Raw genomic sequence first — 18,280 nt, forward strand, 5'->3', positions numbered from 1 at the left:
TAGTATCCGTAGCAGAGAAAGCGGCTGGCGATGTCCAGCCGTTTTTTTGTTTACACTGCCGCCAGTCCCGTCCACCACGGGCGGCCCGTTCGGCCCGTTTGTAGGGCTGCGCGGCGGCAGAGCAGATCGATCCCCCGTCATGCGTGCGAGAGCCCGCCGCATGTGAAAAGCAAGGAGCAGCAATGCAAGCCATCGAAATCCGCGAATACGGCGCCCCCGAAGTCCTGCAACTGGCGCAACGTCCCGATCCCGTGCCCAAGGCGGGAGAGATCCTGATCCGCGTGAGCGCGGCCGGCATCAACCGCCCCGACGTATTCCAGCGCACCGGCAACTATCCTGTGCCGCCCGGCGCGTCCGACCTGCCGGGCCTGGAAGTGGCGGGTGTGGTTGCCGGCGGCGACCTGTCGCACGCCGACAACCGCTTCGGCCTGAAGCTGGGCGATCGCGTCTGCGCGCTGGTGCAGGGCGGTGGCTACGCCGAGTTGTGCGTGGCCCCCGCGGCGCAATGCCTGCCGGTGCCGGCCGGCCTGTCGGATATCGAGGCCGCGGCATTGCCCGAGACCTTCTTCACCGTGTGGAGCAATGTGTTCGATCGCGGCTACCTGGGCCGCGGCCCGCTGGGCAAGGATGAGACCCTGCTGATCCAGGGTGGCTCCAGCGGCATCGGCACGACCGCCATCCAGATTGCCAAGGCACTGGGCCACAAGGTCTTCGTGACGGCTGGCAGCGCTGACAAGTGCCGTGCCTGCGAGGCGCTGGGCGCCGACCGCGCCATCAACTACAAAACCGAAGACTTCGTCGCCGAGGTCAAGGCCTTGACCGGTGGCCGCGGCGCGGACGTCATCCTCGACATGGTGGCCGGCCCCTACCTGGCGCGCGAGCTTTCCTGCGTGGCCGACGACGGCCGCATCGTGATCATTGCGCTGCTGGGCGGCGCCAAGGCGGAGATTCCGCTAGGCGACATCCTGCGCCGACGCATCACCGTTACCGGTTCGACGCTGCGTCCGCGCCCGGCTTCGTTCAAGGGCGAGATCGCGCAAGCGCTGCACCAGAACGTCTGGCCGCTGCTGGCCGCAGGCAAGATCAAGCCGGTGATCCACCAGACCTTCCCGGCTGCCCAGGCGGCTGACGCGCATCGCCTGATGGAATCGAGCGAGCACATCGGCAAGATCGTCCTGACCTGGTAAGCGGGCGGGGCCGGGGCTGCGCGCCCCGGCGGGATGGCAGGGCAGGGCGGGCCCCGGGATCGCCTGGGCGCGGGAGCCTCAGGGCCGATTTCGGGCCCCTTCGGTGGCGTAGGGCCCTGGCCCGCGCTACAATACCCGGTTTGATTGAGAGGGGCGCCCTGTGAGACAAAAGCTCGTCATCGGCAACTGGAAGATGCACGGCAGCCTGGCCGCCAACGCGGCCCTGCTGGAAGGTATCAAGGCTGTACCGGCACGTGCCCGCCTTGCGGTGTGCGCGCCGTTCCCTTACCTGGCGCAGTGCCAGTCGTTGCTGGCCGGCTCCAATGTGGCCTGGGGCGCTCAAGACGTATCCGCCGAGGCACGCGGTGCCTTCACGGGCGAAGTGGCGGCATCCATGCTGGCCGAGTTCGGTGTTTCGTACGCCCTGGTGGGGCATTCGGAGCGCCGCAGTTACCATGGCGAGAGCGATGCCACGGTGGCGGCCAAGGCGCTGCGCGCACTCGAATTCGGCATCGTGCCGGTAGTGTGCGTGGGCGAGACCCTGGCGCAGCGCGAGGCCGGCGAGACCGAGGCGGTGGTTGGCCGTCAGCTTGGCGCCGTGCTCGAAGCGCTGTCGCTGGAGCAACTTGGGCGTATCGTGCTGGCATATGAGCCGGTGTGGGCAATCGGCACCGGCAAGACCGCAAGCAGCGAGCAGGCCCAGGCCGTGCATGCCTTCCTGCGCGGCCAGGTGGCAGCGCGCGATGCAGGGGTTGCGGCTCGCATGGCCATGCTGTACGGCGGCAGCGTCAAGCCGGACAACGCGGCAGAACTATTTTCCATGCCCGACATCGACGGGGGCCTGATCGGAGGCGCCTCGCTGAAGTCGGACGATTTCCTCGCGATCGGCAACGCCTGAATGCCGGCCGCTCATAGGGTCTGATCAGGCAAGCGAATCGAACCAAATGGCAATTTTCAAAACTTTGTTGGTAGTGGCGCAGGTACTATCCGCGCTTGGCGTGATTGGCCTGGTGCTGCTGCAGCATGGCAAGGGCGCCGATGTCGGTGCGGCGTTCGGCTCGGGGGCCTCGGGCAGCCTGTTCGGCGCCACCGGCTCGGCCAACTTCCTGTCGCGTACCACCGCCGTGCTGGCGACGCTGTTCTTCATCTGCACGCTGAGCCTGACGCTGCTGGGCAACTATCGGCCGGCGGCATCGCTGGGTGTGATGGGCTCCGCGCCGCAGGTGGCACCGGCAGCGGCGGCTGCTGCTGCTGCATCGGGTGCCGCGGCGTCGAATTCGTCCGCGCCCGCAGTACCGAAATAATCAACGAGCCTTGTGTCTGATTCTTGAAGATTTTTGCAGTTGTGCATTGAACAAAACGAGAATCCTAGGTTAGAATACAAGGCTTGAAACGATCCCCCAGCGACGGGGCTCCAGCCAGGACAAAGCGGTCCCAGCCAGAGTTCCGAAGGGTGTAAAAACCCTGGGCCCTGAAAAGCCCGGCGCGAGGCAATATTGTTTCTCCCCCAGCCGACGTGGTGAAATTGGTAGACACGCTATCTTGAGGGGGTAGTGGCGAAAGCTGTGCGAGTTCGAGTCTCGCCGTCGGCACCAAACAACTTGATCGGGTTGCCCGTCCGGAGTTTATCCCGGGTGGGCAACCCGGACAGTCCGCAAGGCGGCGTCGTAATTTCTACGGAATGGCGCTTGGGGTGGGCAACAGGACGCCGCTTACCGCTGGTGCTGTTGACAACATTCCAGATAAGGCTGGCCGTACCTTGAATCTCGAAGCCTACTTCCCCGTCCTCATCTTCATCATCTTCGGTGTCGTGCTCGGCATTGCACTGATGTCGATTGGCCGAATTCTCGGTCCCAACAAACCTGATCCCGCGAAGCTCTCTCCGTACGAGTGCGGCTTCGAAGCGTTCGAGGACGCGCGCATGAAGTTCGACGTGCGCTACTACCTCATCGCTATTCTTTTTATCCTGTTCGATCTCGAAACCGCCTTCCTGTTTCCCTGGGGTGTAGCCCTGCGGGATATCGGCTGGCCGGGTTTCTTCGCCATGGGCGTGTTTCTGCTGGAATTCATCGTGGGCTTCGTCTACATCTGGAAAAAGGGCGCGCTCGATTGGGAGTGATGTGATATGGCAATCGAAGGCGTTCTCAATGAAGGCTTCGTCACGACTACCGCTGACAAGCTGATCAACTGGACCCGCACCGGGTCGCTCTGGCCGATGACCTTTGGCCTGGCGTGCTGCGCTGTGGAAATGATGCATGCTGGCGCCGCGCGCTACGACATGGACCGCTTCGGCGTGATTTTCCGCCCGTCGCCGCGCCAGTCGGACGTGATGATCGTGGCCGGCACGCTGTGCAACAAGATGGCCCCCGCGCTGCGCAAGGTCTACGACCAGATGGCAGAGCCACGTTGGGTAATCTCGATGGGTTCGTGCGCGAATGGCGGCGGCTACTATCACTACTCGTATTCAGTGGTGCGTGGTTGCGACCGGATCGTGCCGGTGGATATCTATGTGCCTGGCTGCCCCCCCACGGCGGAAGCGCTGATCTACGGCATCATCCAGCTGCAGAACAAGATCCGTCGCACCAACACCATCGCGCGCAAGGGCTGACATGTCGAACCTCGATACTCTGAAGGCCGCGCTCGAAAAGGTACTGGGCAAGCGTATCCAGAAACTGGTGGAGGCGATAGGCGAGATTACCCTTATCGTCAAGGCCGAAGACTCCGTCGAAACCGCGCTGATGCTGCGCGACGATCCGTCGCTGCGCTTCGAGCAGCTGATCGACGTTTGCGGCGTCGACTATTCCTCCTATGGCGACGGCGCCTGGGATGGTCCCCGTTTCGCCGCCGTGACGCACCTGCTGTCGGTGACGCACAACTGGCGTCTGCGCGTACGTGTGTTCGCGCCGGATGACGACGTGCCCGTGGTGCCGTCGCTGAACGACGTCTGGAACTCGGCCAACTGGTTCGAGCGCGAAGCGTTCGACTTCTATGGCATCGTGTTCGAAGGCCATAACGACCTGCGCCGCCTGTTGACCGACTACGGTTTCGTCGGCCATCCGTTCCGCAAGGACTTCCCGGTATCGGGCTATGTCGAGATGCGCTACGACCCCGAACAGAAGCGGGTGATCTACCAGCCCGTCACGATCGAGCCGCGCGAGGTAACGCCGCGCGTCATCCGCGAAGAGAATTACGGCGGCTTGCAGCACTGAGAACGCGCAATGGCAGATATCAAGAACTACACCCTGAACTTCGGCCCGCAGCATCCTGCGGCACACGGCGTGCTGCGCCTTGTGCTGGAGCTTGACGGCGAAGTGATCCAGCGCGCCGACCCCCATATCGGCCTGCTGCACCGTGCCACCGAAAAGCTGGCCGAGCAGAAGACCTGGATCCAGAGCGTGCCGTACATGGACCGCCTCGACTACGTGTCGATGATGGTCAACGAGCATGCCTACGTGATGGCCATCGAGAAGATGCTGGGTCTCGATGTGCCGGTCCGCGCGCAATACATCCGCGTGATGTTCGACGAGATCACGCGCCTGCTGAACCACCTGATGTGGATCGGCTCGCACGCGCTCGACGTGGGTGCGATGGCGGTGTTCCTGTACGCCTTCCGCGAACGCGAGGACATGTTCGACATGTACGAGGCGGTATCGGGCGCGCGCATGCACGCGGCCTACTACCGTCCGGGCGGCGTGTACCGCGACCTGCCGGACACAATGCCGCAATACAAGGCATCGAAGATCCACAACGAGCGCGCCATCAAGGCCATGAACGAGGCGCGTTCGGGTTCGCTGCTGGACTTCATCGAGGACTTCACCAACCGTTTCCCGAAGTACGTCGACGAATACGAGACGCTGCTGACGGACAACCGGATCTGGAAACAGCGCCTGGTCGGCATCGGCGTGGTGAGCCCGGAACGCGCGCTGCAAATGGGCTTTACCGGCCCGATGCTGCGCGGCTCCGGCATCGAGTGGGACCTGCGCAAGAAGCAGCCCTACGAAGTGTATGACCGCATGGACTTCCAGGTCCCGGTGGGCGTGGGCGGCGATTGCTACTCGCGCTACCTCGTGCGTATCGAAGAGATGCGCCAGTCCAACGGGATCATCAAGCAGTGCATCGACTGGCTGCGCCGCAACCCCGGCCCGGTGATGACCGACAACCACAAGGTGGCGCCGCCTTCGCGCGTGGACATGAAGTCCAACATGGAAGAGCTGATCCACCACTTCAAGCTCTTTACCGAAGGCATTCACGTGCCGGAAGGCGAGACCTACGCGGCGGTGGAGCATCCCAAGGGCGAGTTCGGCATCTATGCGATCTCCGACGGCGCGAACAAGCCGTACCGCCTGAAGATCAGGGCACCGGGCTTTGCCCATCTTGCCGCCCTGGATGAAATGGCCAAGGGCCACATGATTGCGGACGCGGTAACGATCATCGGTACCCAGGACATCGTCTTCGGCGAGATCGACCGCTAATTAGTACCGCCGGCCCCGGACGACGATCCGGGCGCCCCTGGCAAGGACCCGAACCACGGTGTCCGGCCACGGGAAACCCGCGGTGGGCCCAGCATGCTGCGACATGCGGGCCGCAACGGCAGCGACGGCTGCAAACCTGCGGATGCGCGCCATGTGGCGGCGCAGTTCCGCAAATGACTCGGCGTATTACAGCAACGACCATGCTATCAGCAGAAGCTCTCAAGGAAATCGATCGCGCGATCGCCAAGTATCCGGCTGACCAGAAGCAGTCGGCCGTGATGGCGGCGTTGGCCGTGGCGCAGGGCGAAGTGGGCTGGGTCTCCCCGGAAGTCATGCAGTTCGTTGCCAGCTACCTCGACATGCCGCCGGTATGGGTCGAGGAGGTCGCAACCTTCTACAACATGTACGACACGAAGCCGGTCGGCAAGTACAAGCTGACCGTCTGCACCAACCTGCCGTGCGCACTCTCCGGCGGCGAACGGGCCGGCGACTACCTCAAGCAAAAGCTGGGTATCGGCTATAACGAAACCACCCCGTGCGGCACCTTCACCCTCAAGGAAGGCGAGTGCATGGGCGCCTGCGGCGACGCACCGGTGATGATCGTCAACAATACCCGCATGTGCAGCCACATGAGCGACGCCAAGCTGGACGCGCTGGTGGACGAGCTCAAGGGCACCGCCAAGGGGGACAAGTAACATGACCTCTCTGCACGACCGCCACATCAAGCCGCTGATCCTGGCCGGCCTCGATGGCAGCAACTGGCACCTCGAAGACTACGTCAAGCGCGGCGGCTATCAGCAGCTCAGGCGCATCCTGACCGAGAAGATCACGCCCGAGCAGGTGATCGCGGACGTCAAGGCCTCGGGCCTGCGCGGTCGTGGCGGCGCAGGCTTCCCCACCGGCCTGAAGTGGAGCTTCATGCCGCGTCAGTTCCCCGGCCAGAAATACCTGGTCTGCAACACCGACGAGGGCGAGCCCGGTACCTTCAAGGACCGCGACATCATCCGCTACAACCCGCATGCGCTGATCGAAGGCATGGCCATCGGTGCGTACGCGATGGGCATCACCGTGGGCTACAACTACATCCACGGCGAGATCTGGAACGAATACAAGATCTTCGAGCAAGCGCTCGAAGAGGCGCGTGCGGCCGGCTTCCTGGGTGACAATATCCTGGATTCGGGCTTCAACTTCCAGTTGCACGCCCACCACGGCTACGGCGCCTACATCTGTGGCGAGGAAACCGCGCTGCTCGAATCGCTGGAAGGCAAGAAAGGCCAGCCGCGATTCAAGCCGCCGTTCCCGGCCAGCTTTGGCCTGTACGGCAAGCCGACCACCATCAACAACACCGAGACGTTCGCCGCGGTGCCGTTCCTGCTGTCGATCGGGCCGGAAAACTACCTGAAGATGGGCAAGCCGAACAACGGCGGCTCCAAGATCTTCTCGATTTCCGGCGACATCGAGCGCCCCGGCAACTACGAGATCCCGCTGGGCACGCCGTTCGCGACCCTGCTGGAACTCGCCGGCGGCATGCGCGGCGGCAAGCGCATCAAGGCAGTGATCCCGGGCGGCTCGTCCGCCCCGGTGGTGCCGGGCGACATGATGATGGCGTCCGACATGGATTACGACTCGATCGCCAAGGCCGGCTCGATGCTGGGCTCGGGCGCGGTGATCGTGATGGACGAGACGCGCTGCATGGTTCGCTCGCTGCTGCGTCTGTCGTATTTCTACTTTGAAGAATCGTGCGGCCAGTGCACGCCGTGCCGTGAAGGCACCGGCTGGCTCTATCGCATGGTGAATCGTATCGAACACGGAGAAGGGCGCCAGGAAGACCTGGACCTGCTCAATAACGTCGCTGAAAACATCATGGGCCGCACCATCTGCGCGCTCGGTGATGCGGCAGCGATGCCGGTCCGCGGCATGCTCAAGCACTACTGGAAAGAGTTCGAATATCACGTCGAACACAAGCAGTGCATGGTTCCGGCCTACTCTTAAGCGTGGCAGAACATGGTTGAACTCGAGATCGACGGCAAGAAGGTTGAGGTTGCTGAAGGCAGCCTGGTGATGGAAGCCGCCCGCCAGCTGGGCACCTACATCCCGCACTTCTGCTACCACCGTAAATTGTCCATCGCGGCTAACTGCCGCATGTGCCTGGTTGAGGTTGAGAAAGCGCCCAAGGCGCTGCCGGCCTGCGCCACGCCCGTCACCCCTGGCATGAAAGTCTTCACCAATTCGGAGAAGGCGGTCAAGGCGCAGAAGTCGGTGATGGAATTCCTGCTGATCAACCACCCGCTGGATTGCCCGATCTGCGATCAGGGCGGCGAGTGCCAGCTGCAGGACCTGGCCGTGGGCTACGGCGCATCGGAATCGCGCTACAAGGAAGAAAAGCGCGTTGTCTTCCACAAGAGCGTGGGCCCGCTGATCTCCATGGAAGAGATGAGCCGCTGCATCCACTGCACCCGCTGCGTGCGCTTTGGCCAGGAAGTCGCCGGCGTGATGGAGCTGGGCATGCTGGGCCGCGGCGAGCATTCCGAGATCACCACCTTCGTCGGCCAGACCGTGGATTCGGAACTGTCCGGCAACATGATCGACCTGTGCCCGGTCGGCGCGCTGACCAGCAAGCCGTTCCGCTACTCGGCACGTACCTGGGAACTGGCTCGCCGCAAGTCGGTGTCGCCGCACGATGGCCTGGGCGCGAACCTGGTGGTGCAGACCAAGAACCAGCGCGTGATGCGCGTGCTGCCGCTGGACAACGAAGCCGTCAACGAATGCTGGCTGTCCGACAAGGACCGCTTCTCGTACGAAGGCCTGAACAGCGCCGACCGTCTCACCAAGCCCCTGCTCAAGCAAGGCGGCGAGTGGATGGAAACGGACTGGCAGACCGCGCTGGAATACGTGGCCAATGGCCTCGCCAGCATTAAGCGCGACCATGGCGCCGACCAGATCGCCGCGCTGGCAAGCCCGCACAGCACGCTGGAAGAACTCCACCTGCTGGGTAAGCTGGTGCGTGGACTGGGCAGCGACAACGTTGACTTCCGCCAGCGCCAGACCGATTTCTCGGCCGCCATCAAGGGCGCGCCGTGGCTGGGCCTGCCGATTGCCGATGTCTCCACGCTGCAACGCGTGCTGGTGATCGGTTCGTCGCTGCGCAAGGATCACCCGCTGCTGGCCGCGCGTCTGCGCCAGGCTGGCAAGAAGGGTGCCCGCGTCGCAGTGCTCGGCGCCAGCGCCGACGACCTGCTGATGCCGCTGGCCGCACGCATCGACGCCGCACCGTCCGGCTGGACCGCAGCCCTGGCCGGCGTGGCCCGTGCTGTCGCCGCAGCCAAGGGCGTGGCCGCTCCGGCGGGCACCGATGGTTTCGACGGCGACGACAAGTCCAGGCTGGTAGCGGATGCGCTGTTGTCCGGCGAGCGCCGCGCCGTGTTCCTCGGCAACGAGGCCGTGCGTCACCCGCAATTCGCCGCGCTGCACGCGCTGGCACAGTGGATCGCCACCGAAACCGGCGCCACGCTGGGCTTCCTGACCGAAGCCGCGAACACGGTCGGCGGCCATATCGCAGGTGCGCTGCCGCAGAAGGGCGGCGCCAACGCGCAGGCCATGTTCGACACGCCGCGCCGCGCCTACGTGCTGCTGAACACGGAACCCGAGTTCGACGCTGCCAACCCGCGTCAGGCCCTGGCCGCGCTGGCCCAGGCCGGTACCGTGGTGGTGCTGTCGCCGTTCCGCTCGGAAGCCGCGCTGCAATACGCTGACGTGATCCTGCCGGTAACCCCGTTCACCGAGACCGCAGGTACGTTCGTGAACTGCGAAGGCCTGCCGCAAAGTTTCAACGGCGTCGTCCGTGCGCTGGGCGATTCGCGTCCGGCCTGGAAGGTGCTGCGCGTGCTCGGCAACCTGCTCGACGTGCCTGGTTTCGACTACGAGACCGCCGAAAGCGTGCGTGACGAAGTGCTGGCCAAGCCGGTCGCTCCGCAACTGAACAACGGCACCGACGCGGCCATCCGCGTGAGCGCCGCTGCGGGCGGCATCGAGCGCATCGCCGATGTGCCGATCTACCACGCAGACCCGATCGTGCGCCGTGCCGATTCGCTGCAACTGACCGCAGCCGCGCGCCGCGCCATGCAAGCCGGCCTGTCGGCCGACCTGTTCGCCTCGCTGGGCGTGCAGGCGGGCGACCCGGTGCGCGTGACGCAAGGGCAGGGCAGCGTGGTGCTGCCGGCCGCCCTGGAATCCGCGTTGCCTGCCGGCACCGTGCGCGTGTCCGCGGGCACGGTTGCCGCGGCCAGCCTGGGCGCCATGTTCGGTACTGTCACCGTAGAGAAAGCCATCGACCTGGCCGCCGCCGCGAAGGGCGCGGCCGAGCCGGCGGCCACGGCATAAGAAGAGCGAGAAAGAAACATGATCGACTGGATTACCTCGCAAGGACAGAATCTCTTCGGCGGCGCCTGGACGCCGCTGTGGATCCTGATTCGCGCCGTGGTCATTGTGGTGCCGCTGCTGTTGTGCGTGGCCTACCTGATCCTCTGGGAGCGCAAGCTGATCGGCTGGATGCACGTGCGTATCGGCCCGAACCGGGTCGGCCCGCTGGGCCTGCTGCAGCCGATCGCCGACGTGCTCAAGCTGCTGCTCAAGGAAGTGATGATGCCCACGCAGGTCAGCCGGGGCATGTACCTGGTTGCCCCGCTGATGGTGCTGATGCCCGCCGTGGCGATCTGGGCGGTGATTCCGTTCCAGGCCGAGGTGGTGATGGCCAACGTCAACGCCGGCCTGCTGTACGTGATGGCGATCAGCTCGGTTGGCGTGTACGGCGTGATCCTGGCAGGCTGGGCCTCCAACTCCAAGTACGCCTTCATCGGCGCCATGCGCGCCGCGGCGCAGATGGTGTCGTATGAAATCGCCATGGGCTTTGCCCTGGTGACGGTGCTGATGGTGTCGGGCAGCCTGAACCTGTCGGCCATCGTCAATTCGCAGAACACAGGCTACTTCGCCAACATGGGGATCAACGTACTGTCGTGGAACTGGCTGCCGCTGCTGCCCATGTTCGGCGTGTACTTCATCTCCGGCGTGGCCGAAACCAACCGCCACCCGTTCGACGTGGTGGAAGGCGAGTCGGAAATCGTGGCGGGCCACATGATCGAATACTCGGGCATGGGCTTCGCGCTGTTCTTCCTGGCCGAGTACATCAACATGATCGTCATCTCCACGATGACCGCGCTGATGTTCCTGGGCGGCTGGGCGCCCCCGTTCGAGAGCTTCATCACGAATGCGGTGCCGGGCTTCTTCTGGCTGCTGATCAAGGTATTTTTGCTGCTGTCGGTGTTTATCTGGATCCGCGCTTCGTTCCCGCGCTACCGCTATGACCAGATCATGCGCCTGGGCTGGAAGATCTTCATCCCGCTGACGGTGGGCTGGCTGGTCATCGTGGCGATCTGGATCCGGTCGCCCTGGAATATCTGGCATTGAACGGCCAAAGCAGGGGCGCAGCCGCATTTGGCGGCGCCCCGTGGAATCATTAGGAAGCAATCGTCATGCTGCTCGCCATCAAGGACTTCTTCAACAGCCTGCTCCTGAAGGAACTCTTCAAGGGCATGGCCCTGACCGGGCGCTATCTCTTCGCGCGCAAGATCACAGTCCAGTTCCCCGAAGAGAAAACGCCGATGTCGCCGCGTTTCCGGGGCCTGCACGCGCTGCGCCGCTACCCGAACGGCGAAGAGCGCTGCATCGCCTGCAAGCTGTGCGAAGCGGTTTGCCCGGCACTGGCCATCACCATCGAGTCCGATGCACGCGTCGACGGCACCCGCCGCACCACGCGCTATGACATCGACCTGACCAAGTGTATTTTCTGCGGTTTCTGCGAGGAAGCCTGCCCGGTCGACGCCATCGTCGAGACGCATATCCTCGAATACCACGGCGAGAAGCGCGGCGACCTGTACTTCACCAAGGACATGCTGCTGGCCGTGGGTGACCGCTACGAGCCGCAGATTGCCGCAGCGAAGGCCGCGGACGCCAAGTACCGTTAATACGGCGCGATACAGGGCGCGGCCGCCGATTCTGGCGGACGTTGCCGACGAATAGTGAATCGGGCCCCGTGTGGGGCCAACGAAAAGGATGCCGCAAGGGCAGGCCACCAGGGGTGGCTTGTGCCGGAAGGCTCGACGAGGACCATGGAACTCACGACCACCATCTTCTATGTCTTTGCGCTGGTGCTGGTGCTCTCCGCACTGAAAGTCATCACCGCGAAGAACCCGGTGCACTCCGCACTGTTCCTCGTGCTGTCGTTTTTTACGGCAGCCGCGATCTGGATGCTGCTGAAGGCCGAATTCCTCGCCATCCTGCTGGTGCTGGTGTACGTGGGCGCCGTGATGGTGCTGTTCCTGTTCGTGGTGATGATGATCGATATCGATATCGAGCACCTGCGACGGGACTTTTGGACCTATGTGCCGATGGCTTCGGTGGTTGGCGCGCTGATCATCGCCGAAATGGCCACCGTGCTGGTGCGCAACTTCATCGGCACCACCACGCCGCTGAACAACGTCGTGCACGGCCCGGACTACTCCAACACCGCTGAGCTCGGCAAGCTGATCTACACCGACTACATCTACGCCTTTGAAGTGGCCGGCATCATCCTGCTGGTGGCGATCATCGCCGCCGTTGCGCTGACGCTGCGCCGCCGCAAGGACAACAAGTCGCAAGACGTGGGCGAGCAGCTGCGTACCCGCCGCCAGGACCGCGTGCGCCTGGTCTCGATGCCCAGCGAAGCCCGTGCCGGCACCCAAGCCAGCCCGGATGCCGCGGCTGCCGCCAACAAGAACTAAAGCCCGGAGAAACGCTGTGCTCTCTCTCGCCCATTTCCTCGTGCTCGGTGCGATCCTGTTCGCCATCAGCATCGTTGGTATCTTCCTGAACCGCAAGAACGTCATCGTGCTGCTGATGGCGATCGAACTGATGCTGCTTGCGGTCAATATGAACTTCGTCGCCTTCTCGCACTATCTGGGCGACCTGGCAGGACAGGTTTTCGTTTTCTTTATCCTCACGGTGGCTGCGGCCGAATCGGCAATCGGCCTTGCAATTCTGGTCGTGCTGTTCCGCAACCTGGACACGATCAACGTGGACGACATGGACACCCTCAAGGGCTGATCCGAGTCCCTACGTTATGAACCAAGACCGTTCTCCGACCGCACACCACTAAGCGTCCTATGGCAACCACGCTCGACCCCAACCTGCTACTGGCGATTCCGCTCGCACCGCTCGCCGGTGCAGCCATCGCCGGCCTGTTCGGCACCAAGTTCTTCAGCACGTTCTCCTCGGAGACGCGCGCCGGCCGCACGCTGGCCCACACCGTGACGATCCTCGGTGTGGCGATCTCCTGCCTGCTGTCGATCATCGTGCTGATGGACGTCCTTGACGGCGCGAGCTTCAATGCCACCGTGTACGAGTGGATGACGATCGGCAGCCTCAAGATGGAAGTGGGCTTCCTGGTCGACTCGCTGACCGCGATGATGATGGTGGTGGTGAGCTTCGTCTCGCTGATGGTGCACATCTACACCGTCGGCTACATGAGCGATGACCCCGGCTACAACCGCTTCTTCGCCTACATCTCGCTGTTCACCTTCTCGATGCTGATGCTGGTGATGAGCAACAACTTCCTGCAGCTGTTCTTCGGCTGGGAAGCTGTGGGCCTGGTGTCGTACCTGCTGATCGGCTTCTGGTACACCCGCCCGACCGCCATTTTCGCCAACCTCAAGGCGTTCCTGGTCAACCGCGTGGGTGACTTCGGCTTTATCCTCGGCATCGGCCTGCTGCTGGCCTACAGCGGCAGCATGAACTACACGGAAGTGTTCGCCGCGCGCGACCAGCTCGCCACGGTGATCTTCCCGGGCACCGACTGGATGATGATCACGGTTGCCTGCATCTGCCTGTTCATCGGCGCCATGGGCAAGTCGGCCCAGTTCCCGCTGCACGTGTGGCTGCCGGACTCGATGGAAGGCCCGACCCCGATCTCCGCGCTGATCCACGCCGCCACCATGGTGACGGCCGGCATCTTCATGGTGGCGCGCATGTCGCCGCTGTTCGAGCTGTCGGATACCGCTCTGTCCTTCGTGCTGGTGATCGGCGCCATTACCGCGCTGTTCATGGGCTTCCTGGGCATGATCCAGAACGACATCAAGCGCGTGGTGGCTTACTCCACGCTGTCGCAGCTGGGCTACATGACGGTCGCGCTGGGCGCCTCGGCTTACTCGGTGGCCGTGTTCCACCTGATGACCCACGCGTTCTTCAAGGCACTGCTGTTCCTTGCGGCCGGCTCGGTCATCATCGGGCTGCACCATGATCAGGACATCCGCAATATGGGCGGCCTGCGCAAGTACATGCCGATTACCTGGATCACGTCGCTGGTGGGTTCGCTGGCGCTGATCGGCACGCCGTTCTTCGCGGGCTTCTACTCCAAGGACTCGATTATCGAGGCGGTGGCCGAATCGCATATCGCCGGCTCGGGCTTCGCTTACTTCGCGGTGCTGTCCAGCGTGTTCGTCACGGCGTTCTATTCCTTCCGCCTGTACTTCCTGGTGTTCCACGGGGAAGAGCGCTTCGGCAAGGAAGAGCACCACACGCATCACGCGGGCAATCATGATGACGAGGAAGCCACCGCGGACCATCATCACGGCCTGGCTCCGGGCGAGAAGCCGCACGAGTCGCCGTGGGTTGTCACGTTGCCCCTGGTGCTGCTGGCGATCCCGTCTGTCGTGATCGGTGCCCTTACGATCAAGCCGCTGCTGTTCGGGGACTTCTTCAAGCACGGCGTGGCCTTCAAGGACGTGATCTTCGTCGGCGAGAACCACCACGCGATGGAAGAGCTGGCCCAAGGCTTCCACGGCTGGGTGGAGATGGCCCTGCACTCCGTGACGACGCCGGTGCTGTGGCTGGCGATTTCCGGTGTGGTGCTGTCCTGGTTCTTCTACATGAAGCGCCCGGATATCCCCGCTGCCATCAAGCAACGCTTCTCGGGCCTGTACAAGCTGCTCGACAACAAGTACTACATGGACGCGATCAACGAGGCCGTGTTTGCCCGTGGTGCCCGTCTGCTCGGTACCGGCCTGTGGAAGGGCGGCGACCAGGGGCTGATCGACGGCCTGGTGGTCAACGGCTCTGCTCGCGTGGTGGCGTGGTTCGCGTCGGTGAGCCGTTACCTGCAATCCGGCTACATCTATCACTACGCATTCGCCATGATCCTGGGCATGCTGATCCTGCTGACGATGACGGTGTTCGGCACCTCGTTCGCCACAGTGAGCGCCAAGTAAGGAAAACAAGAAAATGGTTCTGTCTTTCGCTATCTGGCTGCCGATCTTTTTTGGCTTGCTGGTCCTTGCCTCGGGTTCCGACCGTAGCCCCGGCTACGTCCGCTGGATGTCGCTGTTCGGCTCCATCGCCAGCTTCCTCGTTACGCTGCCGCTGGTATTCCACTTCGACCGTGCCACGGCTGCCATGCAGTTCGTCGAGAAGTCGGAATGGATCGAACGCTTCAACATCAACTACCACCTGGGTGTCGACGGCATCTCGATGTGGTTCGTGGTGCTGACCGCCTTCATCACGGTGATCGTGGTGATCTCCGCCTGGGAAGTGATCACCGAGCGCGTGGCCGAGTACATGGCCTCGTTCCTGATCCTGTCGGGCCTGATGGTCGGCGTGTTCTGCGCGCTCAACGGCATGCTGTTCTACGTGTTCTTCGAGGCCACGCTGATTCCGATGTACATCATCATCGGCGTCTGGGGCGGCCCGAACCGTGTGTACGCGGCCTTCAAGTTCTTCCTCTACACGCTGCTCGGCTCGCTGCTGACGCTGGTTGCGCTGCTGTACCTGTACAGCAAGACCGGTACCTTCGACATCCTCGAATGGCACCAGGCCAAGCTGTCGATGAACGAGCAGACCGCGCTGTTCATCGCCTTCTTCCTGGCCTTTGCGGTCAAGGTGCCGATGTGGCCGGTCCACACCTGGCTGCCGGACGCCCACGTGGAAGCGCCGACCGGCGGCTCGGTGGTGCTGGCCGCCATCATGCTGAAGCTGGGCGCCTACGGTTTCCTGCGTTTCTCGCTGCCGATCGCACCGGATGCCAGCCATAGCATGGCCGCCTTCATCATCACCATTTCGCTGATCGCCGTGATCTATATCGGCCTGGTCGCGATGGTGCAGGCCGACATGAAGAAGCTGGTGGCGTACTCGTCGATTGCCCACATGGGCTTCGTCACGCTGGGCTTTTTCATCTTCAACGAGATCGGCATCGAGGGCGGCATCATCCAGATGATCTCCCACGGCTTCATCTCGGGCGCCATGTTCCTTTGCATCGGCGTGCTGTATGACCGCGTGCACTCGCGCCAGATCGCCGATTACGGCGGTGTGGTGAACACCATGCCGAAGTTCGCGGCGCTGTCGGTGTTCTTCGCCATGGCCAACTGCGGCTTGCCGGCTACTTCGGGTTTCGTCGGAGAGTTCATGGTGATCCTGGGCGCGGTCAAGTTCAACTTCTGGATCGGCCTGCTGGCCGCCACCGCGTTGATCCTGGGCGCCGCCTACTCGTTGTGGATGGTCAAGCGCGTGATCTTTGGCGACGTGGTGCACAAGCACGTGGCCGAACTGGTCGACCTGAACAAGCGCGAGTTCCTCATGCTTGGCCTGCTGGCGATCATGACGCTCTATATGGGCCTGTATCCGAAACCCTTCACCGATGTGATGCACGCTTCCGTGGTGAACCTGCTGTCGCACGTGGCGCAGTCGAAGCTGTAATCGGGGAGAGAAACAAACATGCAACCGTCCTCGACATTGGCACCTGTGGCGCCAATCATTTTCCTGGCGATCGCCATCGCCGCGGTCAACTGGATCGACCTTGCCCGTGGCAAGGGCCGCTCCAGCGTGGCCTATCCGCTGTCGCTGCTCACCACGCTCGTGCTGACCGTCTGGTTTGGCCTGAACGCGGCCGCCGGCGACACGCATTACGCCTTCGCCAACCTGGTGGTGGTGGACCCGATGGCCAATGTGCTGTCGGCCTTCGCCTCCGGCGCGCTGTTCGTCACGCTGGTCTATACGCGTAGCTACCTGGCTGACCGCGACATGTACAGCGGCGAGTTCTACATGCTCGCGCTGTTCACGCTCGGCGGCCAGATCGTGATGATCACCGGCAACAACTTCCTGACCCTGTACCTGGGCCTGGAACTGCTGTCGCTGGCGTCCTACGCGCTGGTGGCCCTGCGCCGCGACAACCGCGTGACGTCCGAATCGGCCATCAAGTACTTCGTGCTGGGCGCGCTGGCCTCTGGTTTCCTGCTGTACGGCATGTCCATGCTCTATGGTGCGACCGGTTCGCTGAACCTCGGCCAAGTGTTGCGTGTCGTGGAGTCTGGCCGAGTCAACACCACCATGCTGGCCTTCGGCGTGGTCTTCCTGGTGGCGGGCATTGCGTTCAAGATGGGCGCCGCGCCGTTCCATATGTGGATTCCGGACATCTACCAGGGCTCGCCGACCGCGGTGACGCTGCTGATCGCAGGTGCGCCGAAGCTGGCAGCCTTCGCCATGGCGCTGCGCCTGCTGGTGGAAGGCCTGTTGCCCCTGGCGGTGGACTGGCAAGTGATGCTGGCTGTACTGGCCGTGGCCTCGCTGGCCATCGGCAACCTGACCGCCATCGTCCAGACCAACCTCAAGCGGATGCTGGCGTATTCCACCATCTCGCACATGGGCTTCCTGCTGCTGGGCATGCTGTCCGGCGTGGCTGACGGCAAGGCCGATGGCGCCGCCAGCGCCTACGGTTCGTCGATGTTCTATGCGGTGACCTACTTGATCACCACGCTGGGCACCTTCGGCATCATCCTGCTGCGCGCCGGCAAGGATTTCGAAGCCGAGACGCTGGACGACCTCAAGGGCCTGTCGCGCAAGAATCCCTGGTACGCGCTGCTGATGCTGGTGATGATGTTCTCGCTGGCTGGCATCCCGCCGACCATGGGCTTCTACGCCAAGCTGGCCGTGCTCGAGGCCGTGGTCCGTAGCGGCATGACCTGGCTGGCCGTGGTGGCGGTGCTGTTCTCGCTGATCGGCGCGTTCTACTACCTGCGCGTGGTCAAGCTGATGTATTTCGATGCACCGGCCGACGAGAAAAAGCTGGAGTCGAGCTTTGGCCTGCGTTCGATGCTGACCGTGAACGGCGCGGTCATCATTGCCCTGGGCCTGTTCCCGGCAGCGCTGATGAACCTGTGCTACCAGGCCATCCGCGCCACGCTGGCGTCCTGATGCGCGACGGCGGCGTAGCGATATGAGTTCATCCGCGGCGGGCTGGTTTGTCATCTTGCTGGCATTGGTTTGTGCCAACCTGCCGTTTGTCAACCAGCGATTGTTCGCGCTGATCCCGCTGCGCTTTGTCAAAAAGCCGCTGTGGATCAGGGCGGGCGAATTGTTCGCCTGGTATGTGGGGGCCGGTCTGGCCGGCTTCGCCGTGGAGGCTGGGCTGGGCAACGCCTTCCCGCAAGGCTGGCAGTTCTACGCCATCACCGGTTGCATGATGCTGGTGTTCGCCTTCCCGGGCTTCACCTGGCAGTATCTCGTCAAACATCGCGCGGCCTGAGTCCGGGTAGCGAAGGCGCC

Annotated in this window: 18 protein-coding genes and 1 tRNA gene; all 19 read left to right on the forward strand. The window is 63.3% G+C overall.

Annotated elements, in window-relative coordinates:
- The first annotated feature begins 182 nt into the window (after positions 1-182).
- The 19 genes from ACZY0R_RS21245 (at position 183) to ACZY0R_RS21335 (ending at position 18,260) form a co-directional block, all read left to right on the forward strand.
- Positions 183-1,187, forward strand: a complete 1,005-nt coding sequence (locus ACZY0R_RS21245; RefSeq protein ID WP_488861000.1) for an NAD(P)H-quinone oxidoreductase — start codon at positions 183-185, stop codon at positions 1,185-1,187.
- Positions 1,188-1,347: 160 nt separating this feature from the next.
- Complete coding sequence (tpiA, locus tag ACZY0R_RS21250; protein ID WP_082094880.1) at positions 1,348-2,085, forward strand: triose-phosphate isomerase; 738 nt, start codon at positions 1,348-1,350, stop codon at positions 2,083-2,085.
- A 46-nt stretch (positions 2,086-2,131) separates the two neighbouring features.
- Positions 2,132-2,491, forward strand: a complete 360-nt coding sequence (gene secG / locus ACZY0R_RS21255; RefSeq protein ID WP_488861001.1) for a preprotein translocase subunit SecG — start codon at positions 2,132-2,134, stop codon at positions 2,489-2,491.
- A gap of 206 nt (positions 2,492-2,697) precedes the next feature.
- Positions 2,698-2,782, forward strand: a tRNA-Leu gene (locus ACZY0R_RS21260).
- Positions 2,783-2,946: 164 nt separating this feature from the next.
- The gene (locus tag ACZY0R_RS21265) at positions 2,947-3,306 is read left to right on the forward strand and encodes an NADH-quinone oxidoreductase subunit A (RefSeq protein ID WP_006156838.1); all 360 of its coding nucleotides are present in this window, start codon (positions 2,947-2,949) and stop codon (positions 3,304-3,306) included.
- A 6-nt stretch (positions 3,307-3,312) separates the two neighbouring features.
- Positions 3,313-3,795, forward strand: coding sequence for a NuoB/complex I 20 kDa subunit family protein (locus ACZY0R_RS21270; RefSeq protein ID WP_006156837.1), 483 nt, complete (start codon positions 3,313-3,315; stop codon positions 3,793-3,795).
- Between the two features lies 1 nt (position 3,796).
- Entirely contained in the window at positions 3,797-4,396 is a 600-nt protein-coding gene (locus tag ACZY0R_RS21275) for an NADH-quinone oxidoreductase subunit C (RefSeq protein ID WP_488861002.1), read from the forward strand.
- A 9-nt stretch (positions 4,397-4,405) separates the two neighbouring features.
- Positions 4,406-5,659: an NADH-quinone oxidoreductase subunit D gene (locus tag ACZY0R_RS21280; protein ID WP_441630146.1), complete on the forward strand. Its 1,254-nt coding sequence runs from the start codon at positions 4,406-4,408 to the stop codon at positions 5,657-5,659.
- Positions 5,660-5,859: 200 nt separating this feature from the next.
- On the forward strand, positions 5,860-6,354 hold the full coding sequence (gene nuoE, locus ACZY0R_RS21285) for an NADH-quinone oxidoreductase subunit NuoE (RefSeq protein WP_035868701.1): 495 nt from the start codon (positions 5,860-5,862) through the stop codon (positions 6,352-6,354).
- 1 nt (position 6,355) lies between these two features.
- Positions 6,356-7,651, forward strand: coding sequence for an NADH-quinone oxidoreductase subunit NuoF (gene nuoF / locus ACZY0R_RS21290; RefSeq protein ID WP_045238147.1), 1,296 nt, complete (start codon positions 6,356-6,358; stop codon positions 7,649-7,651).
- A gap of 12 nt (positions 7,652-7,663) precedes the next feature.
- Complete coding sequence (gene nuoG / locus ACZY0R_RS21295; protein WP_488861003.1) at positions 7,664-10,039, forward strand: NADH-quinone oxidoreductase subunit NuoG; 2,376 nt, start codon at positions 7,664-7,666, stop codon at positions 10,037-10,039.
- An 18-nt stretch (positions 10,040-10,057) separates the two neighbouring features.
- Entirely contained in the window at positions 10,058-11,122 is a 1,065-nt protein-coding gene (nuoH, locus tag ACZY0R_RS21300; protein WP_006156831.1) for an NADH-quinone oxidoreductase subunit NuoH, read from the forward strand.
- Between the two features lie 65 nt (positions 11,123-11,187).
- Positions 11,188-11,679 (forward strand): NADH-quinone oxidoreductase subunit NuoI, encoded by a 492-nt coding sequence (gene nuoI / locus ACZY0R_RS21305; RefSeq protein ID WP_017224316.1) that lies wholly within the window; start codon positions 11,188-11,190, stop codon positions 11,677-11,679.
- A gap of 144 nt (positions 11,680-11,823) precedes the next feature.
- Positions 11,824-12,474, forward strand: a complete 651-nt coding sequence (locus ACZY0R_RS21310; protein WP_045238145.1) for an NADH-quinone oxidoreductase subunit J — start codon at positions 11,824-11,826, stop codon at positions 12,472-12,474.
- 16 nt (positions 12,475-12,490) lie between these two features.
- A complete protein-coding gene (gene nuoK, locus ACZY0R_RS21315; protein WP_006156828.1) occupies positions 12,491-12,796 on the forward strand; it encodes an NADH-quinone oxidoreductase subunit NuoK in 306 nt (101 codons plus the stop codon).
- A 59-nt stretch (positions 12,797-12,855) separates the two neighbouring features.
- Positions 12,856-14,955 (forward strand): NADH-quinone oxidoreductase subunit L, encoded by a 2,100-nt coding sequence (gene nuoL / locus ACZY0R_RS21320; protein ID WP_488861006.1) that lies wholly within the window; start codon positions 12,856-12,858, stop codon positions 14,953-14,955.
- Positions 14,956-14,968: 13 nt separating this feature from the next.
- Complete coding sequence (locus tag ACZY0R_RS21325; RefSeq protein ID WP_045238142.1) at positions 14,969-16,435, forward strand: NADH-quinone oxidoreductase subunit M; 1,467 nt, start codon at positions 14,969-14,971, stop codon at positions 16,433-16,435.
- 18 nt (positions 16,436-16,453) lie between these two features.
- Entirely contained in the window at positions 16,454-17,929 is a 1,476-nt protein-coding gene (gene nuoN / locus ACZY0R_RS21330) for an NADH-quinone oxidoreductase subunit NuoN (protein ID WP_488861008.1), read from the forward strand.
- A 22-nt stretch (positions 17,930-17,951) separates the two neighbouring features.
- Positions 17,952-18,260, forward strand: a complete 309-nt coding sequence (locus tag ACZY0R_RS21335) for a DUF2818 family protein (RefSeq protein WP_045238140.1) — start codon at positions 17,952-17,954, stop codon at positions 18,258-18,260.
- The last annotated feature ends 20 nt before the right edge of the window (positions 18,261-18,280 follow it).

The organism is Cupriavidus sp. F041 (assembly GCF_057814235.1).